At 64.7% G+C, this 15021-nt stretch carries 16 protein-coding genes; 4 read left to right on the top strand and 12 right to left on the bottom strand.

What is annotated here, in order from left to right; all coding sequences use genetic code 11:
• Positions 1-112: 112 nt before the first annotated feature.
• From MSIL_RS09530 to MSIL_RS09550, 5 genes are all read right to left on the bottom strand, one after another.
• The gene (locus MSIL_RS09530; RefSeq protein ID WP_012590885.1) at positions 113-775 is read right to left on the bottom strand and encodes a TetR/AcrR family transcriptional regulator; all 663 of its coding nucleotides are present in this window, start codon (positions 773-775) and stop codon (positions 113-115) included.
• Positions 772-1488: a hypothetical protein gene (locus MSIL_RS09535; RefSeq protein ID WP_012590886.1), complete on the bottom strand. Its 717-nt coding sequence runs from the start codon at positions 1486-1488 to the stop codon at positions 772-774. Before MSIL_RS09535 ends, MSIL_RS09530 begins: the two co-directional genes overlap by 4 nt.
• A gap of 298 nt (positions 1489-1786) precedes the next feature.
• The gene (rpsI, locus tag MSIL_RS09540; RefSeq protein WP_012590887.1) at positions 1787-2266 is read right to left on the bottom strand and encodes a 30S ribosomal protein S9; all 480 of its coding nucleotides are present in this window, start codon (positions 2264-2266) and stop codon (positions 1787-1789) included.
• Positions 2267-2268: 2 nt separating this feature from the next.
• Positions 2269-2739: a 50S ribosomal protein L13 gene (gene rplM, locus MSIL_RS09545; protein WP_012590888.1), complete on the bottom strand. Its 471-nt coding sequence runs from the start codon at positions 2737-2739 to the stop codon at positions 2269-2271.
• 190 nt (positions 2740-2929) lie between these two features.
• Positions 2930-3358 (bottom strand): cupin domain-containing protein, encoded by a 429-nt coding sequence (locus MSIL_RS09550; RefSeq protein WP_012590889.1) that lies wholly within the window; start codon positions 3356-3358, stop codon positions 2930-2932.
• Positions 3359-3428: 70 nt separating this feature from the next.
• Between MSIL_RS09550 and MSIL_RS09555 the strand changes: the two genes are divergently transcribed.
• Complete coding sequence (locus MSIL_RS09555) at positions 3429-3872, top strand: CoA-binding protein (RefSeq protein WP_012590890.1); 444 nt, start codon at positions 3429-3431, stop codon at positions 3870-3872.
• 4 nt (positions 3873-3876) lie between these two features.
• Here MSIL_RS09555 and MSIL_RS09560 read toward each other — a convergent pair whose 3' ends face one another.
• Genes MSIL_RS09560 through MSIL_RS09570 form a run of 3 tightly spaced genes read right to left on the bottom strand, consistent with a single transcriptional unit; the run spans position 3877 to position 5648 of the window.
• A complete protein-coding gene (locus MSIL_RS09560; protein WP_012590891.1) occupies positions 3877-4266 on the bottom strand; it encodes a type II toxin-antitoxin system VapC family toxin in 390 nt (129 codons plus the stop codon).
• A gap of 8 nt (positions 4267-4274) precedes the next feature.
• Positions 4275-4538 carry an antitoxin gene (locus MSIL_RS09565; RefSeq protein WP_012590892.1) on the bottom strand — a complete coding sequence of 88 codons (264 nt, stop codon included), beginning with the start codon at positions 4536-4538 and terminating at the stop codon, positions 4275-4277.
• A gap of 30 nt (positions 4539-4568) precedes the next feature.
• Entirely contained in the window at positions 4569-5648 is a 1080-nt protein-coding gene (locus tag MSIL_RS09570) for a COX15/CtaA family protein (RefSeq protein ID WP_012590893.1), read from the bottom strand.
• 179 nt (positions 5649-5827) lie between these two features.
• On the opposite strand from MSIL_RS09570, the gene MSIL_RS09575 reads away from it, so the two are divergent.
• Complete coding sequence (locus MSIL_RS09575; RefSeq protein WP_012590894.1) at positions 5828-6037, top strand: DUF2842 domain-containing protein; 210 nt, start codon at positions 5828-5830, stop codon at positions 6035-6037.
• 3 nt (positions 6038-6040) lie between these two features.
• On the opposite strand, the gene MSIL_RS09580 is transcribed toward MSIL_RS09575, so the two are convergent.
• From MSIL_RS09580 to MSIL_RS09600, 4 genes are all read right to left on the bottom strand, one after another.
• Positions 6041-7474 (bottom strand): LPS biosynthesis protein, encoded by a 1434-nt coding sequence (locus tag MSIL_RS09580; RefSeq protein WP_012590895.1) that lies wholly within the window; start codon positions 7472-7474, stop codon positions 6041-6043.
• A gap of 88 nt (positions 7475-7562) precedes the next feature.
• Entirely contained in the window at positions 7563-8519 is a 957-nt protein-coding gene (locus MSIL_RS09585; protein WP_012590896.1) for a bifunctional 5,10-methylenetetrahydrofolate dehydrogenase/5,10-methenyltetrahydrofolate cyclohydrolase, read from the bottom strand.
• A gap of 201 nt (positions 8520-8720) precedes the next feature.
• A complete protein-coding gene (locus MSIL_RS20160; RefSeq protein WP_012590897.1) occupies positions 8721-10868 on the bottom strand; it encodes a transglycosylase SLT domain-containing protein in 2148 nt (715 codons plus the stop codon).
• Positions 10869-11002: 134 nt separating this feature from the next.
• Positions 11003-11953 carry an aldose epimerase family protein gene (locus MSIL_RS09600; RefSeq protein ID WP_244406245.1) on the bottom strand — a complete coding sequence of 317 codons (951 nt, stop codon included), beginning with the start codon at positions 11951-11953 and terminating at the stop codon, positions 11003-11005.
• Between the two features lie 162 nt (positions 11954-12115).
• On the opposite strand from MSIL_RS09600, the gene MSIL_RS09605 reads away from it, so the two are divergent.
• A complete protein-coding gene (locus MSIL_RS09605; RefSeq protein ID WP_012590899.1) occupies positions 12116-12475 on the top strand; it encodes a DUF2147 domain-containing protein in 360 nt (119 codons plus the stop codon).
• Between the two features lie 174 nt (positions 12476-12649).
• Positions 12650-15016: a sensor histidine kinase gene (locus tag MSIL_RS09610; protein WP_244406246.1), complete on the top strand. Its 2367-nt coding sequence runs from the start codon at positions 12650-12652 to the stop codon at positions 15014-15016.
• Positions 15017-15021 lie beyond the last annotated feature (5 nt).

Consider the following 15021-nt stretch of genomic DNA (forward strand, 5'->3'; position numbering starts at 1 on the left):
ATTCCGTCACGGAGGTAGTGGTTTGGATCGCCGGTTCAATCCCCGATCACATCGGGGGACGACCAACCGCAGGACGGAACGGTCCGGGCGGCAGGGAACTGGAGGCGTCCCGCTACGCCATTTGCGCTTCATAAGCCGAATCCGCCCCGGCCGCGGTCGTCCGTGCGTTGAGCCCGGCGACCGCCATGCGGCCGACGTCAGCCGCCAGCTGCTCGATGAATCGGCGGTCGATGGTGAGGTTGAGCGGCGGTTGAGACAGCATGTCGTAATGACGGATGAAGGGCGCGACCTGTTGGGTCAGCCAGATCGTCGCGATGGTGATTTCCGCGCGCGGGGCGCCGGCGGGCAGAAAGCGGCGCACGATCTTTTCGGCCTGGTCTAGCATCGGCAGTTCCGCGCTGGCGATAAAATCAAGGTAGATCGGCGTCGGGGCCAGGGTCTCCCAGGCCAGGATGCGTAGATAGCGGCTGAGCTGGTCGTGTTTTTCGAGCGCCGTCACCTGCTGGCGGATGAACAGACGCACGGCCTCTTCGCGGCCGACGCGGTCGACCGTCTCCTCATCGAGGAGCGAAGCCTCGCGCAGCGCCGCGAAGGCGAGACGCAAAACCTCGCGATAAAGCGCTTCCTTGCCGCCAAAATGATAGTTGATCGCCGCCTGATTGACCGCGGCGCGCCGGGTGATCTCGCGCACGGCGGCGCGCTCGAAGCCGTTTTCTGCAAAGGCGACGGCGGCGTGGGCGAGCAGCGCCTGGCGGGTCAAATCGGCAATCTTCACGATTTCGGTTTCTTGACCAAGGCTGTCACCGAATCGCCGACGGACGCCATGCCCTCGACCAAACGCTTGTCGGAAGCCGAAACAAATTCACCGATGCCGGAGACGAGCCAGCCGCCCCCGTCGATCGCGCGCTGATGGGAAGCGGAGACGAAGGCGCCAATGCCGGAGACGAGCCCGACGCTGTACTTCAACGGATTAAGCGAATCGATCCAATCCGAGGGGGCGGACGCGGCGGCAGGCGTGTGAGCTGCTAGCGCTTGAGGGACATTGCCCGGCGCATTGCTCTGGATGTTGGCCTGCGCATTGATCGGCGCACTGGCCTGAACGTTGGCCGCGACGCGGTCCTTGCCGGCTTGCGAATGGTCCAGCAGGGCGGCGCGGCGGCGCGGCGGAAGCGGAGCGGCCGCGCCGGTTGCGCCAGCCGCGGGTTCGGCCGCCGCTTCGAGCGCCGCGGCCCTCGGCGCCACAATATGAGACAGCGCGACGCGCTCCAGAAAATCGGCGGTCGCGTCGCCTGATTCGTTTGGCGCCAGGGCCGGAACGGCGGCGACGCGCAGATCGACCGCCGCAAAGTCGGGCGCGGGCTTCGTCAGATGCGAGACAAGCATCATGACAAGAAGCGTCGAGAAGACCGAAACAAGCACCTCGGCGACCAGCTTTTGCGTCACGGCGTGCAGGCCCTTGCGTAGCATCACTGGGATCGGCGTGGGCATCGGGGCCTCCTGCGCTAATTCAAACGTCTGTTTGAACTTCACGCCTGTTGGAGGCGAAATTATGTCGCAGCGCAAGAATGCTTCGCCGTTTCGAACGGTGCGTGAATGCGGCCACACTTAGCTTCGCTCGCCGTCGAGATGCGCCATCTGGCCGGCGTCGGAGCGCGTTCCCTCGCTTGTATCGACCACCATTTCCAACCAAAGGCCCAAAAAACAAAAGCCCGCCAAAAATGACGGGGTTTGCCAGAAGTCCGAGGGCGGCCCGGAGACCGCCCTGATCGTCGAAAATCCAAAAACCTTAGCGCTTCGAGAACTGGAAGCTGCGGCGGGCTTTCTTCTTGCCGTATTTCTTGCGCTCGACCACGCGCGAGTCGCGGGTCAAAAAGCCTTCCTTCTTGAGCACGCCGCGCAGCTCCGGCTCGAAGGCGACGAGCGCCTTGGACAGGCCGTGGCGGACGGCGCCCGCCTGCCCGGACAGGCCGCCGCCGGCGACGGTGACGGTCAAATCATATTGGTCGACGCGCTTTGCGACGCCCAGCGGCTGCTGCAAAATCATGCGCAGCACCGGACGGGCGAAATAAACCTCGACGGCGCGGCCGTTGACGACGACCTTGCCGGAGCCCGGCTTGATCCAGACGCGGGCGACGGCGTCCTTGCGCTTGCCGGTCGCATAGGCGCGGCCCTGCGCGTCGAGCTTCTGCACATAGTGCGGCGCTTCCTGCGTCGGGGCGGCCGTGGCGCTCTTCAGATCCTGAAGGGAAGAAAAAGTCTCGGCCATGATCAGGCAATCCTCGAATTCTTGACATTGAGGCTGGCGACGTCGAGCGTTTCAGGCTGCTGCGCCGCATGCGGATGCTCCGCGCCCTTGTAAACCCTGAGGTTGCCCATCTGCTTGCGCCCGAGCGGCCCGCGCGGAACCATACGCTCAACGGCCTTCTCGAGCACGCGCTCGGGGAAACGGCCATCGAGGATGAATTTCGCCGTGCGCTCCTTGATGCCGCCCGGATAGCCGGTGTGGTGGTAATAGACCTTCTGATCGCGCTTGCGGCCGGTAAAGACCACCTTCTCGGCATTGATGATGATGATATTGTCGCCATCATCCATATGCGGCGTGAAGGTCGGTTTGTGCTTTCCGCGAAGCCGCATGGCCACGAGCGACGCCAGCCTGCCGACCACAAGGCCGGTGGCGTCGATCAGGACCCACTTCTTGGTGATGTCCGCCGGCTTGGCGGAATAGGTCTTGCCGAACATAGTTCAAATTCCATGCATTTTGAGCCGCGCGGCGATGTGGCCGCTGCGGTCGCGTCGCGCTTGTAGTTTTATTGGCGGCGCGCGTCAAGCGACTATGAAGCAGAGGACCGCTAAAACTGGCTTATAGATCATATGTTTGCATAAAGAGGTAGAATAATACCACATTCACTGACGTTAGCGGCCCTGCCCTTCACTCCGGCTGGGCGCGGACGAAGGTTTCCGGGCTGCCCTCCTCCGGATTGACGAAAATAATGTCCCTGGGATCGCGGCGCGGCGCGTCCACGGCGAAGAACACGACCGGACCTTCGAGAATATCCGGCAGAGCGTGGATCGTGCGGCGCTTGAAGAACAGCAGTTGCCCCGGCGCGAACTCGCGGAGATCGGACGCCGCGCCCATCCAGAACGTGCCGCGGCCCGAGAGAACATAGAGATATTCATCCGAGCCTTCATGATAATGGGCCGGCGTTCCACGATAGACGCGGAACACGCGCGCGCTCGATCCGGGCTCGTTGGTCAGATAGCGGTCGAGCAGCAGCGTGTCGGCGCTTGGCGGAAAGGAGCGAGCGATTTCGTTCAGATCGAAGCGGCCGAAGGCGCTGCTATCGGTTTTGACGTTCATGTGCTGTCTCCAATTGGAGCGATCCGGCCGTCAAAGGATTATGTGAAGTGGAAAGCTTTGAGGATATTTCATGACCAGCAGCGTGCCTTCCTTGTCCGGCGATGACATCAAGTCCATTCTGCGCAAGGTCAAGACGATCGCAATCGTCGGCGCCTCGGCCAATCCGGAGCGCCCATCCTATGAGGTCGCGGCCTTCCTGTTGTCGCGCGGCTACGAGGTGACCGCCGTCAACCCCGGCCTTGCCGGCCAGAGCCTCCTCGGCGCGCCTGCAGTCGCCAGCCTCAAGGATCTTCCCGCGCCGGTCGATATGGTCGATATTTTCCGCAATTCGGCGGCGGCCGGCGAGGTCGTGACGGATATATTGGCCCTGAACTGGCGCCCTTCGGTCATCTGGATGCAGCTTGGCGTCGTCAACGAGCCTGCCGCCGCCCTGGCCCGAGCGCAGGGGATCACGGTGATCATGAATCGCTGCCCCAAGATCGATTATGTCCAGCTTGGCGTCGGCCGGAACTGAGTCGCTAAGCGAGCCAATTCTCGACCTTCAGGCCATTGACGCGGGTAAACTCCTGCAGATTCGCGGTGACGATCGTCGCTCCTACCGCGCGGGCGTGCGATGCGATCAGCAGATCGTTGCCGCCGATGGTCAGACCCGCCGCCTCAAGCTCCGCGCGGAGCCTGCCATATTCGACGTCGGCCGGAGCGTCGAACGCGAGCACCGTCATTTCTCCAAGGATGTCTTCCACCACTTTCCTGAGGCGTGGAGATCCCTTTTTGGCGCATCCATAGCGCAGTTCCGCAGCAACGATGATGCTGGTGCAGATGTCGCCCTCGCCGACTTTCTCGATCCGCGCCGCCGCCCGGCCGCGCGGATTCTTGATCAGGTCGGAAAGGATGTTCGTGTCGAGCATATAGCGCGTCAAAATATGTCTTCAGGCGCGACCGGCCGATCCTCGATCTGGCAAAGCGCCTCCTCGAGCGGCTCGAGCGTTGCGAGTAGCGCCAGCAAGCCGCGTTTGCGCGTTGGCTCAATGACCAGCCGGTCGCCGTCCCGGCTCATGATCGCCTCATCGCCGGGCAATTCAAATTCGACGGGAATGCGGACGGCCTGATTGCGGCCATTTCTGAACAGCTTGACGCGTCTTTGCTCTGACACGGACACCTCCAGCATATGCCTTAGCATATGCCGTCCGAACTGCTGTGGCAAGAAGCCTCATCTCTCCTGATTGAGCGCCTGGGCATGCGCAGCAGCCATGCCGAGGACGATCATCGCAAAGCCCTGATGCAGCAGCCCCGCCCACAGCGGCACGGCGAGCACGAGCGTCGTGATTCCAATCACAGCCTGCGCGGCGACGAGGACGGCCAGCGCGGCGGCGCGGCGGCTTGCGGCGCCTCGACCTGCGGCGACGCGCGTATAAAGCGCCTGCGCAAGCGCGAAAACCAGCAGCGCATAGGCGGCCATCCGGTGCTGGAACTGCACGGTCAGGAGATTGTCGACGAAATTGCGCCACAGCGGCGCCTCTGCCATCAATTGGTCGAGCGGCGGAAAGAACCGTCCGTCCATCAGCGGCCAGCTATTATAGGCGCGTCCGGCGCGCAGCCCGGCGACGAGGGCGCCGAGGCCAATTTGCGCAAGCGCCGCGACCACAAAGACCAGGGCGAGGCCGAACAGGCGGCGCGGCGGCGCGGCAACAGCGGGCGGCCGCGAATTGAGCGAAGCCGCCAGCCAGACCAGGATGGCGAAGGTCACACTCGCCAGCAAAAGATGCAGCGCGAGCCGCTCCTGCGCCACCTCGGCGCGATCGACGAGGCCGGATTTCACCATCCACCAGCCAACAAACCCCTGCAGCCCGCCAAGCGCGAGGACGCCGACGAGCTTTGGCTTCAATGAAGGCGGCAGCAGGCCCTTCGCCCAGAAGAAAACCATCGGCAGGAAGGTCGCGAGCCCGATCAGCCGGCCAAGCAGCCGGTGGCTCCATTCGAAGAAAAAGATGAATTTGAACCCGGCGAGGTCCATGTCGGGAAAGATTTGCGCATATTGCGGGATCTTCTTGTAATTTTCGAATTCGGCCTGCCAGTCGGCCTGCGAGAGCGGCGGGATCACGCCGGTCAAGGGTTTCCACTGCGTGATGGACAGGCCGGATTCCGTCAGCCGCGTCGCGCCGCCGACGAGGACCATCAAGAATACCAGCGCGGCGAGAGTCCAGAGCCAGACGGCGACCGCCGGAACGGTTCGCCAGCTTCGCGCGTCAAAAGCCGACGGCGCCGGCAGCGGATCGTAAACCCAGGTCATGTCGCTCCTTCCGGCGCGGCCTCATATGAAACGCTTGTTGCGGACCAGGCCGCGGACTAAGAGCGGAGCGTCGACCCGCTTCAGGCGCCGCGCGCTTTCGCGCGCGCCGGAAATCTGATCTATCGCCGCATCATCGCGAAGTCCACGCGACCGGCCCGAACGAGAGGCAAGACACGCGCATGCGAATGCGGACGCGCAAATTCATCGGGGCGATCGTGATGACGGCGTTCGTCATCCTCTATTCGCTCGTGGCAATGGCTCTGGCGCAGGCCCGCCCGGTGCAGGAGGCGGCGCCCGCCATCCAGATCATTTGCTATGCGGCGCTGGGCCTTGCCTGGGTGCTGCCGCTGATGCCGCTCATCCGCTGGATGCAGAGGCCCGACCGCTGAAGCTCAGGCGGCGTCAAGGCTGAGGCCGCGCGGCGACGATTGTTTCGGCGCGCCGATCACGAGCACATTCTTCGCCCGCCATCCAGCGAGATTGGCGCCGGAGCCGACGATCACCGCCTCGCGCGGCTCGGCCGCGGCCGTCAGCACGACGAAATCGGCCTCTCCCGAAAGCGTTCGAATCATATCCTCCCGCTCCAGCGCAGAGACCGTCAGCCAGATAAAATCATAGGCGCCCTCCAGCGCTTGCAGGATTATGGAGAGTTCGGCGCCGGGCGCCGCCGCTTCGGGCGAAACGCCTTGCCGGCCGCGCGGCAAAAAATGCAGCCGAGAACTCGGGTCGCGGGAGATGACCTCGGCGAAGGACGCCTCCCCCGAGATGAGCTCCGAGAGGCCCGGTCCCGCCTCCTCGCGCGCGCCGCCGGTGGGGTCCGTCAGTCCGGCGAGATCGATCATGATGGAACGCCCTTCGGCGTCGAGCAGCCTTGCCAGAGCGACGAGAACGTCGGCCGCTCCGCCGGCGGCGAGCCGCGCGCCCAGAATGCGGATCGCTCCCGAAGGCCGGCGCGCGGCGAGAATACGCGCCGCCGCGTCCTCGAGCGCATTGGCGTTCTGAGCTTCGGCGCGCCGCCCTGCCGAGTCCCGCCCGGCCGAGGTTTGCGCGCCGGGCGCTTCCTTGAGACGCAGGAAGACGCCGGGGTCTCCGATCGCGCGCGGCGGCGCCAGCGGCTCCTCGATGCGGCTCAAGGGCCGCGTCAGCAGAGCGCAGCCTGTCCCCACGACGAGAGCCGCCGCGGCGCCGATCGCGGCAAGAAGGCCGGTGGTCGGAAAAACCGGCTGCTGCGGCGGGCGCGCCGGCGCGATCACGCGCGCGGAAATCTGCGAAGCTTCGGCGCCAGCTTCGACAAACAAAGCGGCGACGCGATTGGCCGCCCGCGCGGAAAAATCGGCGTCATCGGAGCGGAACGCGATTGTTACGATTCGATCGCGATCCGAGGACTTGACGCTGAGGCGGTCCTGAAACGCCTCCAGGGCGCGCTCATCGGCGCGCGGACGCCCTTCTTCACCTGCTGCGCCAAGAAAGATCAGGGCCCGCGCCGCGGCCGTCATATCCCCGTTCCCGGACAATTCCGGCCTCGTTTCGGCGCCGAGCGATTTCATTGCGCGCCGCGCGAGATCGCGCGAGCCGAGCAGCGCCTCGCCCTGGGTCAGGATCTGACGATTCAGGACAAGATCCGGCCGCGCCTCAACAGCTGCGACGAAAATCTGCGCTTCGGCCTGATATTGCGGGGTCGCAGCCATGAGGAAGGCGATGATCGCGAGCGGCCCGGTCAGCGCGGCTGCAAACAGCGCGGCCCGACGGGCGGCCGCCTCCTGACGCAGCGCCGCAAACCAGTTGCGGCGCTCGGCCCGCGGCTCTTCCCAGTCCAGCCAATGCATCGGAAGGCTCCGAGACCCAACGCCTGCATGAGACGCCCATTATGGTTTCGGAGTCGTTAACGGCGACTGCTAGCTTCTAGCGGTCCACTTAATGCCCAGATTTGCGTCCGGAGATCCGCAACGCGGCCTTCAGCGTATTGCTCATCAGCATGGCGATCGTCATCGGTCCGACGCCGCCCGGCACCGGGGTGATCGCCGCGGCCGTATCGAGCGATTCGGCGAAGGCGACGTCGCCGACAAGCCGCGTCTTGGATTTGGCGGCCGGGTCGGTCGCCGGGACACGGTTGATGCCGACGTCGATCACGATTGCGCCCGGCTTGATCCAATCGCCCTTGATCATCTCGGGACGGCCGACCGCCGCGATCAGCACGTCGGCCCGCCGCACGACCGCGGGAAGATCGCGCGTGCGCGAATGCGCGATGGTGACGGTCGCGTTCTGGGCGAGCAGCAGTTGCGCGATCGGCTTGCCGACGAGATTAGAGCGTCCGACGACGACGGCCTCAGCGCCCTGAAGCTTGAAATTAAGCGCCGCCGCCGCTTTCTGCAGCAAGATCATGCTGCCGGCCGGGGTGCAGGGGATCAGCGCGCGCTCAATATCGCCGATCGCAAGCAGGCCCGAATTGATCGGATGCAGCCCGTCGACGTCTTTTTCGGGCGCAATCGATTCAATGATGCGGGTCGCGTCCGCGCCATTGGGCAAAGGCAGCTGCAGCAGAATGCCATGGATTTTCGGGTCGGCGTTCAGTTTCTGGATGACCGCCAGAATCTCCGCTTCGGTTGATTCGGCTGGCAGGTCATGCTGCACGGAATGAAAGCCGCAAGCCTTCGCCGCCTTGCCCTTCGCGCCGACATAGACCTGACTTGCGGGGTCGGCGCCGACGAGAATAACGGCGAGACCCGGCTGCAACCCGTCGAGGCCGCGCACCTGTTCGGTGATCTCCGCGAGCACTTCTTCCGATCCGCGCTTGCCGTCGATCAGAAGCGCCTTGCCGCTTGAAGGGCGCAGGACGCCGGTCTCAGGGGTCGACAGTTGGGCGACGGACATTTGTAACCTCCAGCCTGGTTTCTTGTTCGCGGCAGAATTTCGAGCCCAAGCGGGATTTTCGCGCGCGCGGCGCCGACGTCTTCGAATGGGCGAAGCTTTCGGGAAAATAGGGAGCGCTGCGCCGAACGGATAGCAAAATAATTTTGGCCGCCGCCAAGTTTATTTTGCAAACGCCGGAGGGCTGTCTCCGGCGTTCGTCGTTTACGCCGTGACAAGCGGCGCTGTGGCTGCTGCAACAGGTTCTTCGCCCGTCCCGCCATCCGGCGCGACGTCGAGCAATTCCGCGACTTCAAAATGCATCCCGTCTGGCCGGGATCTGAAATGGCCGCCCCAATAGAAGCCGAATTGATTGGCGATTTGGACGAGATCGCGCACCGATCCCGGCTGACCTTTCAGCGCCGGCCGGGCTTTCAGCGGGTTGAACCGCGCATTGATGTCGAACGCCGTGCCGAAGGCGTGATTGCTGAGGGTGGTCGTGCTGCCGCGGATGAAGCGAGGATTATAGGCGCCGTCGAACGTCAGCACCTCGTCGAGCAGCCCCTGCTTTTCCCATTCGAGCCAGAGCGCCGTCAGCTGCGCGGCGGCGAGCCGGTGGAACTGCATTTTGAGCGGTCCCGGCTTGCCCAAGACGGAGCGCAGCGGGATGGCGACCGTAATGATATTGCGGGCCGCCCAATCATTGGTGACCCTGATATGCTCGGGATCGCCCGGTTGTGGGGAAGGCGCGAAAGTGAAGGCGCCGAACAGCTTTTGCCTGTCGGCGATGCTGATCAATGGCGCAAAGGCAGGCGGCGGCGGAAAATCCGGTCCCGACTCGTCAACGGGTCTGGACGGCGCTGCAGGGCCGGCCGGGGCCGGCGCGGCCGGGCGGTCCGAGAGCTCATCGGCAAAGCTCGGGGTCGCGCCGCTGCCGCTCCATCCGTCGGCGTCCGAGACGCGCATGCAGTCGGAAAAGAAGGCGACATATTTGTCGATGTGATGGCCCGTGCCGGTCGGATAGCAAAGCAGCTTCCAGCGGTTTGCGGGCGCGTCGTCGCGCCGGATCGAGCCCGCATTGTAAGCGGCGGCGACGAGCGGCGGATCGAAATGCGTCGAGCCCCTTTGCTCGGCGATATAGGCTGTTCCGGCGTTGATCGAAACCGCCGGATCGAGCAGGTCGTCGGCTGTAAGGCCCGGGCGCCGCAGCGCGCCGCGGGCGGTGCCGACGAGGGTTTGCATCAGGCCGACGCTTTGGTCGTTGATCTTCGGTTCAAACCGGCGCGCCGTGGGGTCGCCGCCGCTTTCCGTCGCGATGGTCGCGACGATGAGTTCGACCGGGACGCCATATTTTTGCGCCGCCGCGGCGCAAGGGGCGCCGAACTTCGTCCAGATTTTGCGCACCGTCGTAGGCTCGCCCGGCGTGCCCATGGCCGCCGCTCCGTCGATGGCGACGCCGGCCGCCGTCAGCGCCCACGATACGCCGTCGGCAAAATGCCGATGCGGTGTCGTCAGTTCGGCCATGGTTTCGCTAACGACGCCGGGGCGCGCTGGCGTCACTGGTTGCGTCGGCGGCAGTTCCAGGCTCGGCGCGGGCTGCGGCGAGAGCGGGCCGACGCCGCCCGGCGCGAAGCCGCCTTGAGGCGACATCTGGCCTGGCGCCTCCGGGCGGCTGCGCGGCGCCGCCGGGCTTGGCGCTCCGATCGGCGCTCCTCCCGGCGCCCCTCCGGCAAGCGGAGGCGCCGCCGCGCTCGGAGCAGGCGAAGGCGCAGGCCCGGCCGAAATCGCCTGCGCGCCCTGAAGTTCGAGCATGCGATCCTTGCCGCGCGAGCCGAGCGAGGAGCCAAGCCAGAAATTCATCACCGTGGCGAAGGCGGCGGCGAGCGCGCCGATCAATATATTGACGATCTGCAGGATGGTGGGATCGACGCCCTGCGGCGGCAGCACGGCCTTGCCAAGCGTCATTAGCGTCAGAAGCGCCAAGAATCCGATGACCACCATGAAAGAGATGACGGTCGGCGTCCATTGCATCAGCGGGCTCGTGGCCGCGAGGGCCTCGGCGAAACGCCGCGCGCCCGCCGTGCTCTCGTTGGCGAGCGTATCCGCCTTCAAATCCGCTTCGCGTTGGTTTTGGGCGTCTTGAAATGCGGCCTGCTGGCCGGCGAAAGCGATCCGCGCCAGCTCGGCCTGAAGATCCGCTTTAATCTTCGGGTCTTCCATGACGATCTTCGTCGCTTCTTCTGGCGAATCCGTCTTGGTGATCTGGGTCACCGCATCGGCGACTTTCTGTCCGATCTGGCCGGCCTTGTCTCCCGAAAACAACTGCAACAGTTGGGGGACGAGTTGAATCGCGAGCCCGATGAGCGGGTTCATGGCGGCTCCCTCCCGATTAAAATCAATCTATTGTTGGATTATAGCTTGCCTTCGCTCCGCTGTCGGCGGCGATCGCGGCCTGCATCCTTATGATTTCCTTAAATTGTTTTGGCCAAGCCTTATGGCGCTACAGCTTAAGCTGTTTGAGGCGCGCGCCAACTATAGCGCGCGACATGATGAGCGACCGCCCCCGGCTGAAGGATGCGCATCGAGGGTTTTTCGGCGAGCTCGCCGCAAAATCCTTCCGGATCGCCGTAGCCGGTCCAGGATTCGATCGACAGAAACCGGGCGCCCGGCTTCGACCACAGCGCGACATGCGGAAAATTTGATGTCTCGACCTTGATCGCCGCGCCCTCCGGCCCCTCGAAACTCAGGCTGCGGCTGCGCGTGTTGAGAAAACAGAGCGCCTCGGCGGAAAAAAGCTCCGGCGACAAGGGCAGTCTGCGACCCTGGAGCGGAAGGGCGCGCTGCTCGGCGCAAAACAGCCCCTGCGGCGAGATTTTCGGCGCGAAGGGTTGTTCCTCAGCCGCGAACATGATGGCGTAGTCGCCCGCCGTCCCGCCCGCAAAAGGCCAGTGGAAGCCCGGATGCAGGCCGCAGGCGTAAGGCATCGGCCGGGCGTCACGGTTCTTCACGGTGAGGCCGACCGCCAAAGCCGTGTCGAACAAAGCGTAATTGACGCCGAGCCAGAAATCGAACGGATAGACCGCCAGCGTTTCGGCGCTGCTCGACAGGGTGAGCCTTGCGCGCTGCGCGCTCGTCGTGCTCGGCGAAAAGCACATCCGGCTGGCGAAGCCATGCACCTCGGCCGGGTAGCTCTTCCCCTCGACGCGGATTTTTGCGTCATGCGTCCAGCCGACGAGCGGAAACAGAAGCGGCGATGTGGCGTCCCATATCGCCGGATCCTTGTCCCAGAGGAGCGGCGTTCCGCCGACGCTCCAGCGCATGGCCTCGGCGCCGCGCAGGGCGATGGTCGCCCTCGCGGAGCCGACGCTAAGTTCAATCACATCCATCGAAAACCGTTTCTCCGCCAGCCGGCGTGGGGCCAGCGGCGCCAGCAGAGGCGAGCCCGCCGCCGCGGTCAAGGCCAGGCTCGCGCCGTGAGCGAAACAATTCCCCTGCGCCATCATCGGAAAGGATGACAGGCCGCGGGCGAATTATGGCGGCGCAGCGTCGATGTGCGCAATCTCACAGGCGCGGCGGCGGATGGGCGCCACGGTCATTTCCAATGACTTGGGAGAGACGTCATGAACCATCTGACCGCAGCCGCAGCCGCCATCATAGCCGCGTTAAGTTCGCCGTCCGTCGCCAGCCCGGCCGGAGAATGGCGCATCGCCGACGGCACCGCCAATGTCGCGATTCGCTCCTGCGGCGCCAATTTTTGCGGTTATGTGTCCTGGGCCAAGGATTCCGACATGATCGGCAAGCCGGTGCTGATCAGCATGAAGCCCAATGGAGACGTCTGGGCGGGCTCGATCGTCAACGCCCGGGACGGCCAAAAATATATCGGCCGCATGTCGCTGCGCGGCGAACAGGTGCTGAAGGTCGAAGGCTGTGTCCTCGGCGGCATGATCTGCGGCGGCCAGCAATGGTCGCGCCTGAAGTAATTTCGTGAAAGCCAAGCTGCCCGCCCCCGGCGCTTTCGCTTTGGCGCCGCGACGCAAACGCGCTAAATCTCATTGCGGCGATCGCCTGACTTCAATCGCCTAATATGGATCGCCGGATTTGGATCGGCCGCGCTCTGGCGCCGAACGCGGGATAAACGGCATTTGAAGACGGCTTTGGCAGAGTCTCCCCGGGACCTGTTGCAGACCCTGTTCCGGCAGAAAAGCCTGTTTGGAAAATACATTGCCTATTTTGTCGGCCTCGTCGCCTTCGTGCTGACGATCAGCAGCGCCGTCGACGTCTGGATCACCTATCGCGACACAAAGAACATCCTTTTGCACGCGCAGGGGGAAAAGGCCGACGCGGCGGCCCGCCGGGTCGAGCAATTCATGGCCGAACTCGAACGCCAGATCAGTTGGGCGACCCGCGCCAGCGTCGCGAGCCCCGAGCAGCGCATGGACGACTACCGCCGCATTCTGGCGAATACGCCGGCCATCGCCGAGATTGCGCAGATCGACGGCTCCGGCAAGGAGATCGCGACGCTGTCGCGCGACGGCGGCGCGATCCATACCGGCGACGACTGGACGTTGACCGCGGCCGCGCGCGAGGCGCGTCAGGACGGCGCCTGGTTCGGCCCCGTCGTGTTCGCCTCGACCGGGCCGCGCATGCAGATCGTCATGGCCCATTCCGGCCATGCCGCCGGCTTCACCGTCGCCGAAATCGAGCTGAAATATCTCTCCGACATTCTGAACGGCATTCAGGCGGGACCGGGCATTTCCGCCTACCTTACGACCAACGACGGCCGGCTCATCGCCCATACCGACACGAGCCTCGTCGGCAAAAACCTCGACATGTCGAAGCTGCCGCAGGTGCATGCGCTGAACCAGACCGGCGCTCCGCTCGATATCGGCTCCGATCTTGACGGACAATCGGTGCTGTCGGCGGCGGCGACGGTGCCGCATATGAAATGGCTGCTGTTCGTCGAGCAGCCGGTGACGCAGGCATTCGGCCCGGTCGTCTCGCTGCTGATCCGGCTCGCCTGGCTGTTCGGCCTCGGCCTCATTTTGTGCGTCTGCGCCGGCGTCCTGCTGGCGCGCCGGATGACCGTGCCGATCCGCGCCGTGCAGGAAGGCGCCTCGCGCCTCGCCTCAGGCGATTTCGATCATCCGATCGAGGTCCACACCGGCGATGAGGTCGAGGTGCTGGCCGATGAATTCAACCGCATGGCGGCGCAGCTACGCGAATTCTACGCAAGGCTCGAACAGAAGGTCGACGACCGCACCCGCGACCTCGCCCAGTCGGTGCAGGAGCTGAAGGCGCTTGAAGAAATCGGCCGCGCGCTCGCCGCCTCGCTCGACCTCAGCCTCGTGCTGCAGACCGCGCTGACGCGGGCCGTCGAGCTCGCCGAGGCCGACGGCGGCGCCATCTACACCTTCGACCGCGAGCGAGGCGCCTTCCATCTCGCCGAAGCCCATGGGCTCGATCCGTCCTTCGTCGCGGCGCTGCGCGAGGTCAAACTGACCCGGCTCGACGGGCTGCTGGGCGAGGTCGCCGAGCATGGCCGCACCGTGCAGGTGCCGGAGATCGCCGACTGCGCCGGCTTTCCGTTGCGCGCGGCGACGATCGCGGCGGGGTTTCGCTCGGCCCTCGTCGTGCCCCTCATCGCGCCCGACGGCGTGCTCGGCGCGCTCGTCGTCGAAAGCGGCAAACACGGTCCCTTCGCCGCCAACAAGGTCAGCCTGATGCAGGCCTTCGCACATCAATCCGTGCTCGCCATGCGCAATGCGCGCCTTTTTCGCAAGGCCGAGGAGAACGGCCGCCAGCTCGCCGTCGCCAGCGAGCATAAATCACGCTTCTTCGCCAATATGAGCCATGAATTGCGCACGCCGCTGAACGCCATCCTCGGCTATGCCGAGCTGCTGCGCGACGGGCTTTACGGCGAACTGCCGGACCGCGCAAAATCCGTGCTGGAGCGCGTCGAGAGCAACGGCGCCCATCTGCTCGGCCTCATCAATGACGTGCTCGATCTCTCAAAGCTCGAAGCCGGCGAGCTCTCTCTGGTGCTCGACGAATATTCGATGCGCAACATCGTCGAGCAAGCGATTGGGGCGACCTATTCGCTCGCCCAGGCCAAGGGGTTGCGCATCGATCAGACGATCGAGGAGCCGATGCCGCTCGGCCGCGGCGACGAGAGGCGGCTGACTCAGGTCCTGATCAACATATTGAGCAATGCGATCAAATTTACCGACGAGGGCTATGTCGCGATCAAGGCGCAAACCCTCGCCGACATGTTCGAGATCGTCGTGACCGACACGGGGCCGGGCATACCGCCCGAGGATCAAGCGCGAATTTTCGAAGCCTTTCAGCAGGGCGACAACACCTCGACGCGGCTGAAAGGCGGCACCGGGCTTGGCCTTTCGATCAGCCGGCGCTTTGTCGAGATGCACGGCGGCGCGATCAGCGTCGCCTCCAAGCTCGGCGAGGGATCGAGCTTTACAATTCTCGTCCCGATCCGCGTCGAACGACAGAAGGCCGCCGCATGAAACGG

This window comes from Methylocella silvestris BL2, assembly GCF_000021745.1.
Classification (GTDB): domain Bacteria; phylum Pseudomonadota; class Alphaproteobacteria; order Rhizobiales; family Beijerinckiaceae; genus Methylocapsa; species Methylocapsa silvestris.

Bases quoted from the DNA above. Each gene is read 5' to 3' on its own strand.
- MSIL_RS09580 (WP_012590895.1), bottom strand. From the start codon at position 7,474: ATGCATTGGCTGGACTGGGAAGAGCCGCGGGCCGAGCGCCGCAACTGG.
- rplM (WP_012590888.1), bottom strand. From the start codon at position 2,739: ATGTTCGGCAAGACCTATTCCGCCAAGCCGGCGGACATCACCAAGAAG.
- MSIL_RS09570 (WP_012590893.1), bottom strand. From the start codon at position 5,648: ATGACCTGGGTTTACGATCCGCTGCCGGCGCCGTCGGCTTTTGACGCG.
- MSIL_RS09575 (WP_012590894.1), top strand. From the start codon at position 5,828: ATGCGAATGCGGACGCGCAAATTCATCGGGGCGATCGTGATGACGGCG.
- MSIL_RS09565 (WP_012590892.1), bottom strand. From the start codon at position 4,538: ATGCTAAGGCATATGCTGGAGGTGTCCGTGTCAGAGCAAAGACGCGTC.
- MSIL_RS09605 (WP_012590899.1), top strand. From the start codon at position 12,116: ATGAACCATCTGACCGCAGCCGCAGCCGCCATCATAGCCGCGTTAAGT.
- MSIL_RS09560 (WP_012590891.1), bottom strand. From the start codon at position 4,266: ATGCTCGACACGAACATCCTTTCCGACCTGATCAAGAATCCGCGCGGC.
- MSIL_RS09550 (WP_012590889.1), bottom strand. From the start codon at position 3,358: ATGAACGTCAAAACCGATAGCAGCGCCTTCGGCCGCTTCGATCTGAAC.
- rpsI (WP_012590887.1), bottom strand. From the start codon at position 2,266: ATGGCCGAGACTTTTTCTTCCCTTCAGGATCTGAAGAGCGCCACGGCC.
- MSIL_RS09535 (WP_012590886.1), bottom strand. From the start codon at position 1,488: ATGCCCACGCCGATCCCAGTGATGCTACGCAAGGGCCTGCACGCCGTG.
- MSIL_RS09555 (WP_012590890.1), top strand. From the start codon at position 3,429: ATGACCAGCAGCGTGCCTTCCTTGTCCGGCGATGACATCAAGTCCATT.
- MSIL_RS09585 (WP_012590896.1), bottom strand. From the start codon at position 8,519: ATGTCCGTCGCCCAACTGTCGACCCCTGAGACCGGCGTCCTGCGCCCT.
- MSIL_RS20160 (WP_012590897.1), bottom strand. From the start codon at position 10,868: ATGAACCCGCTCATCGGGCTCGCGATTCAACTCGTCCCCCAACTGTTG.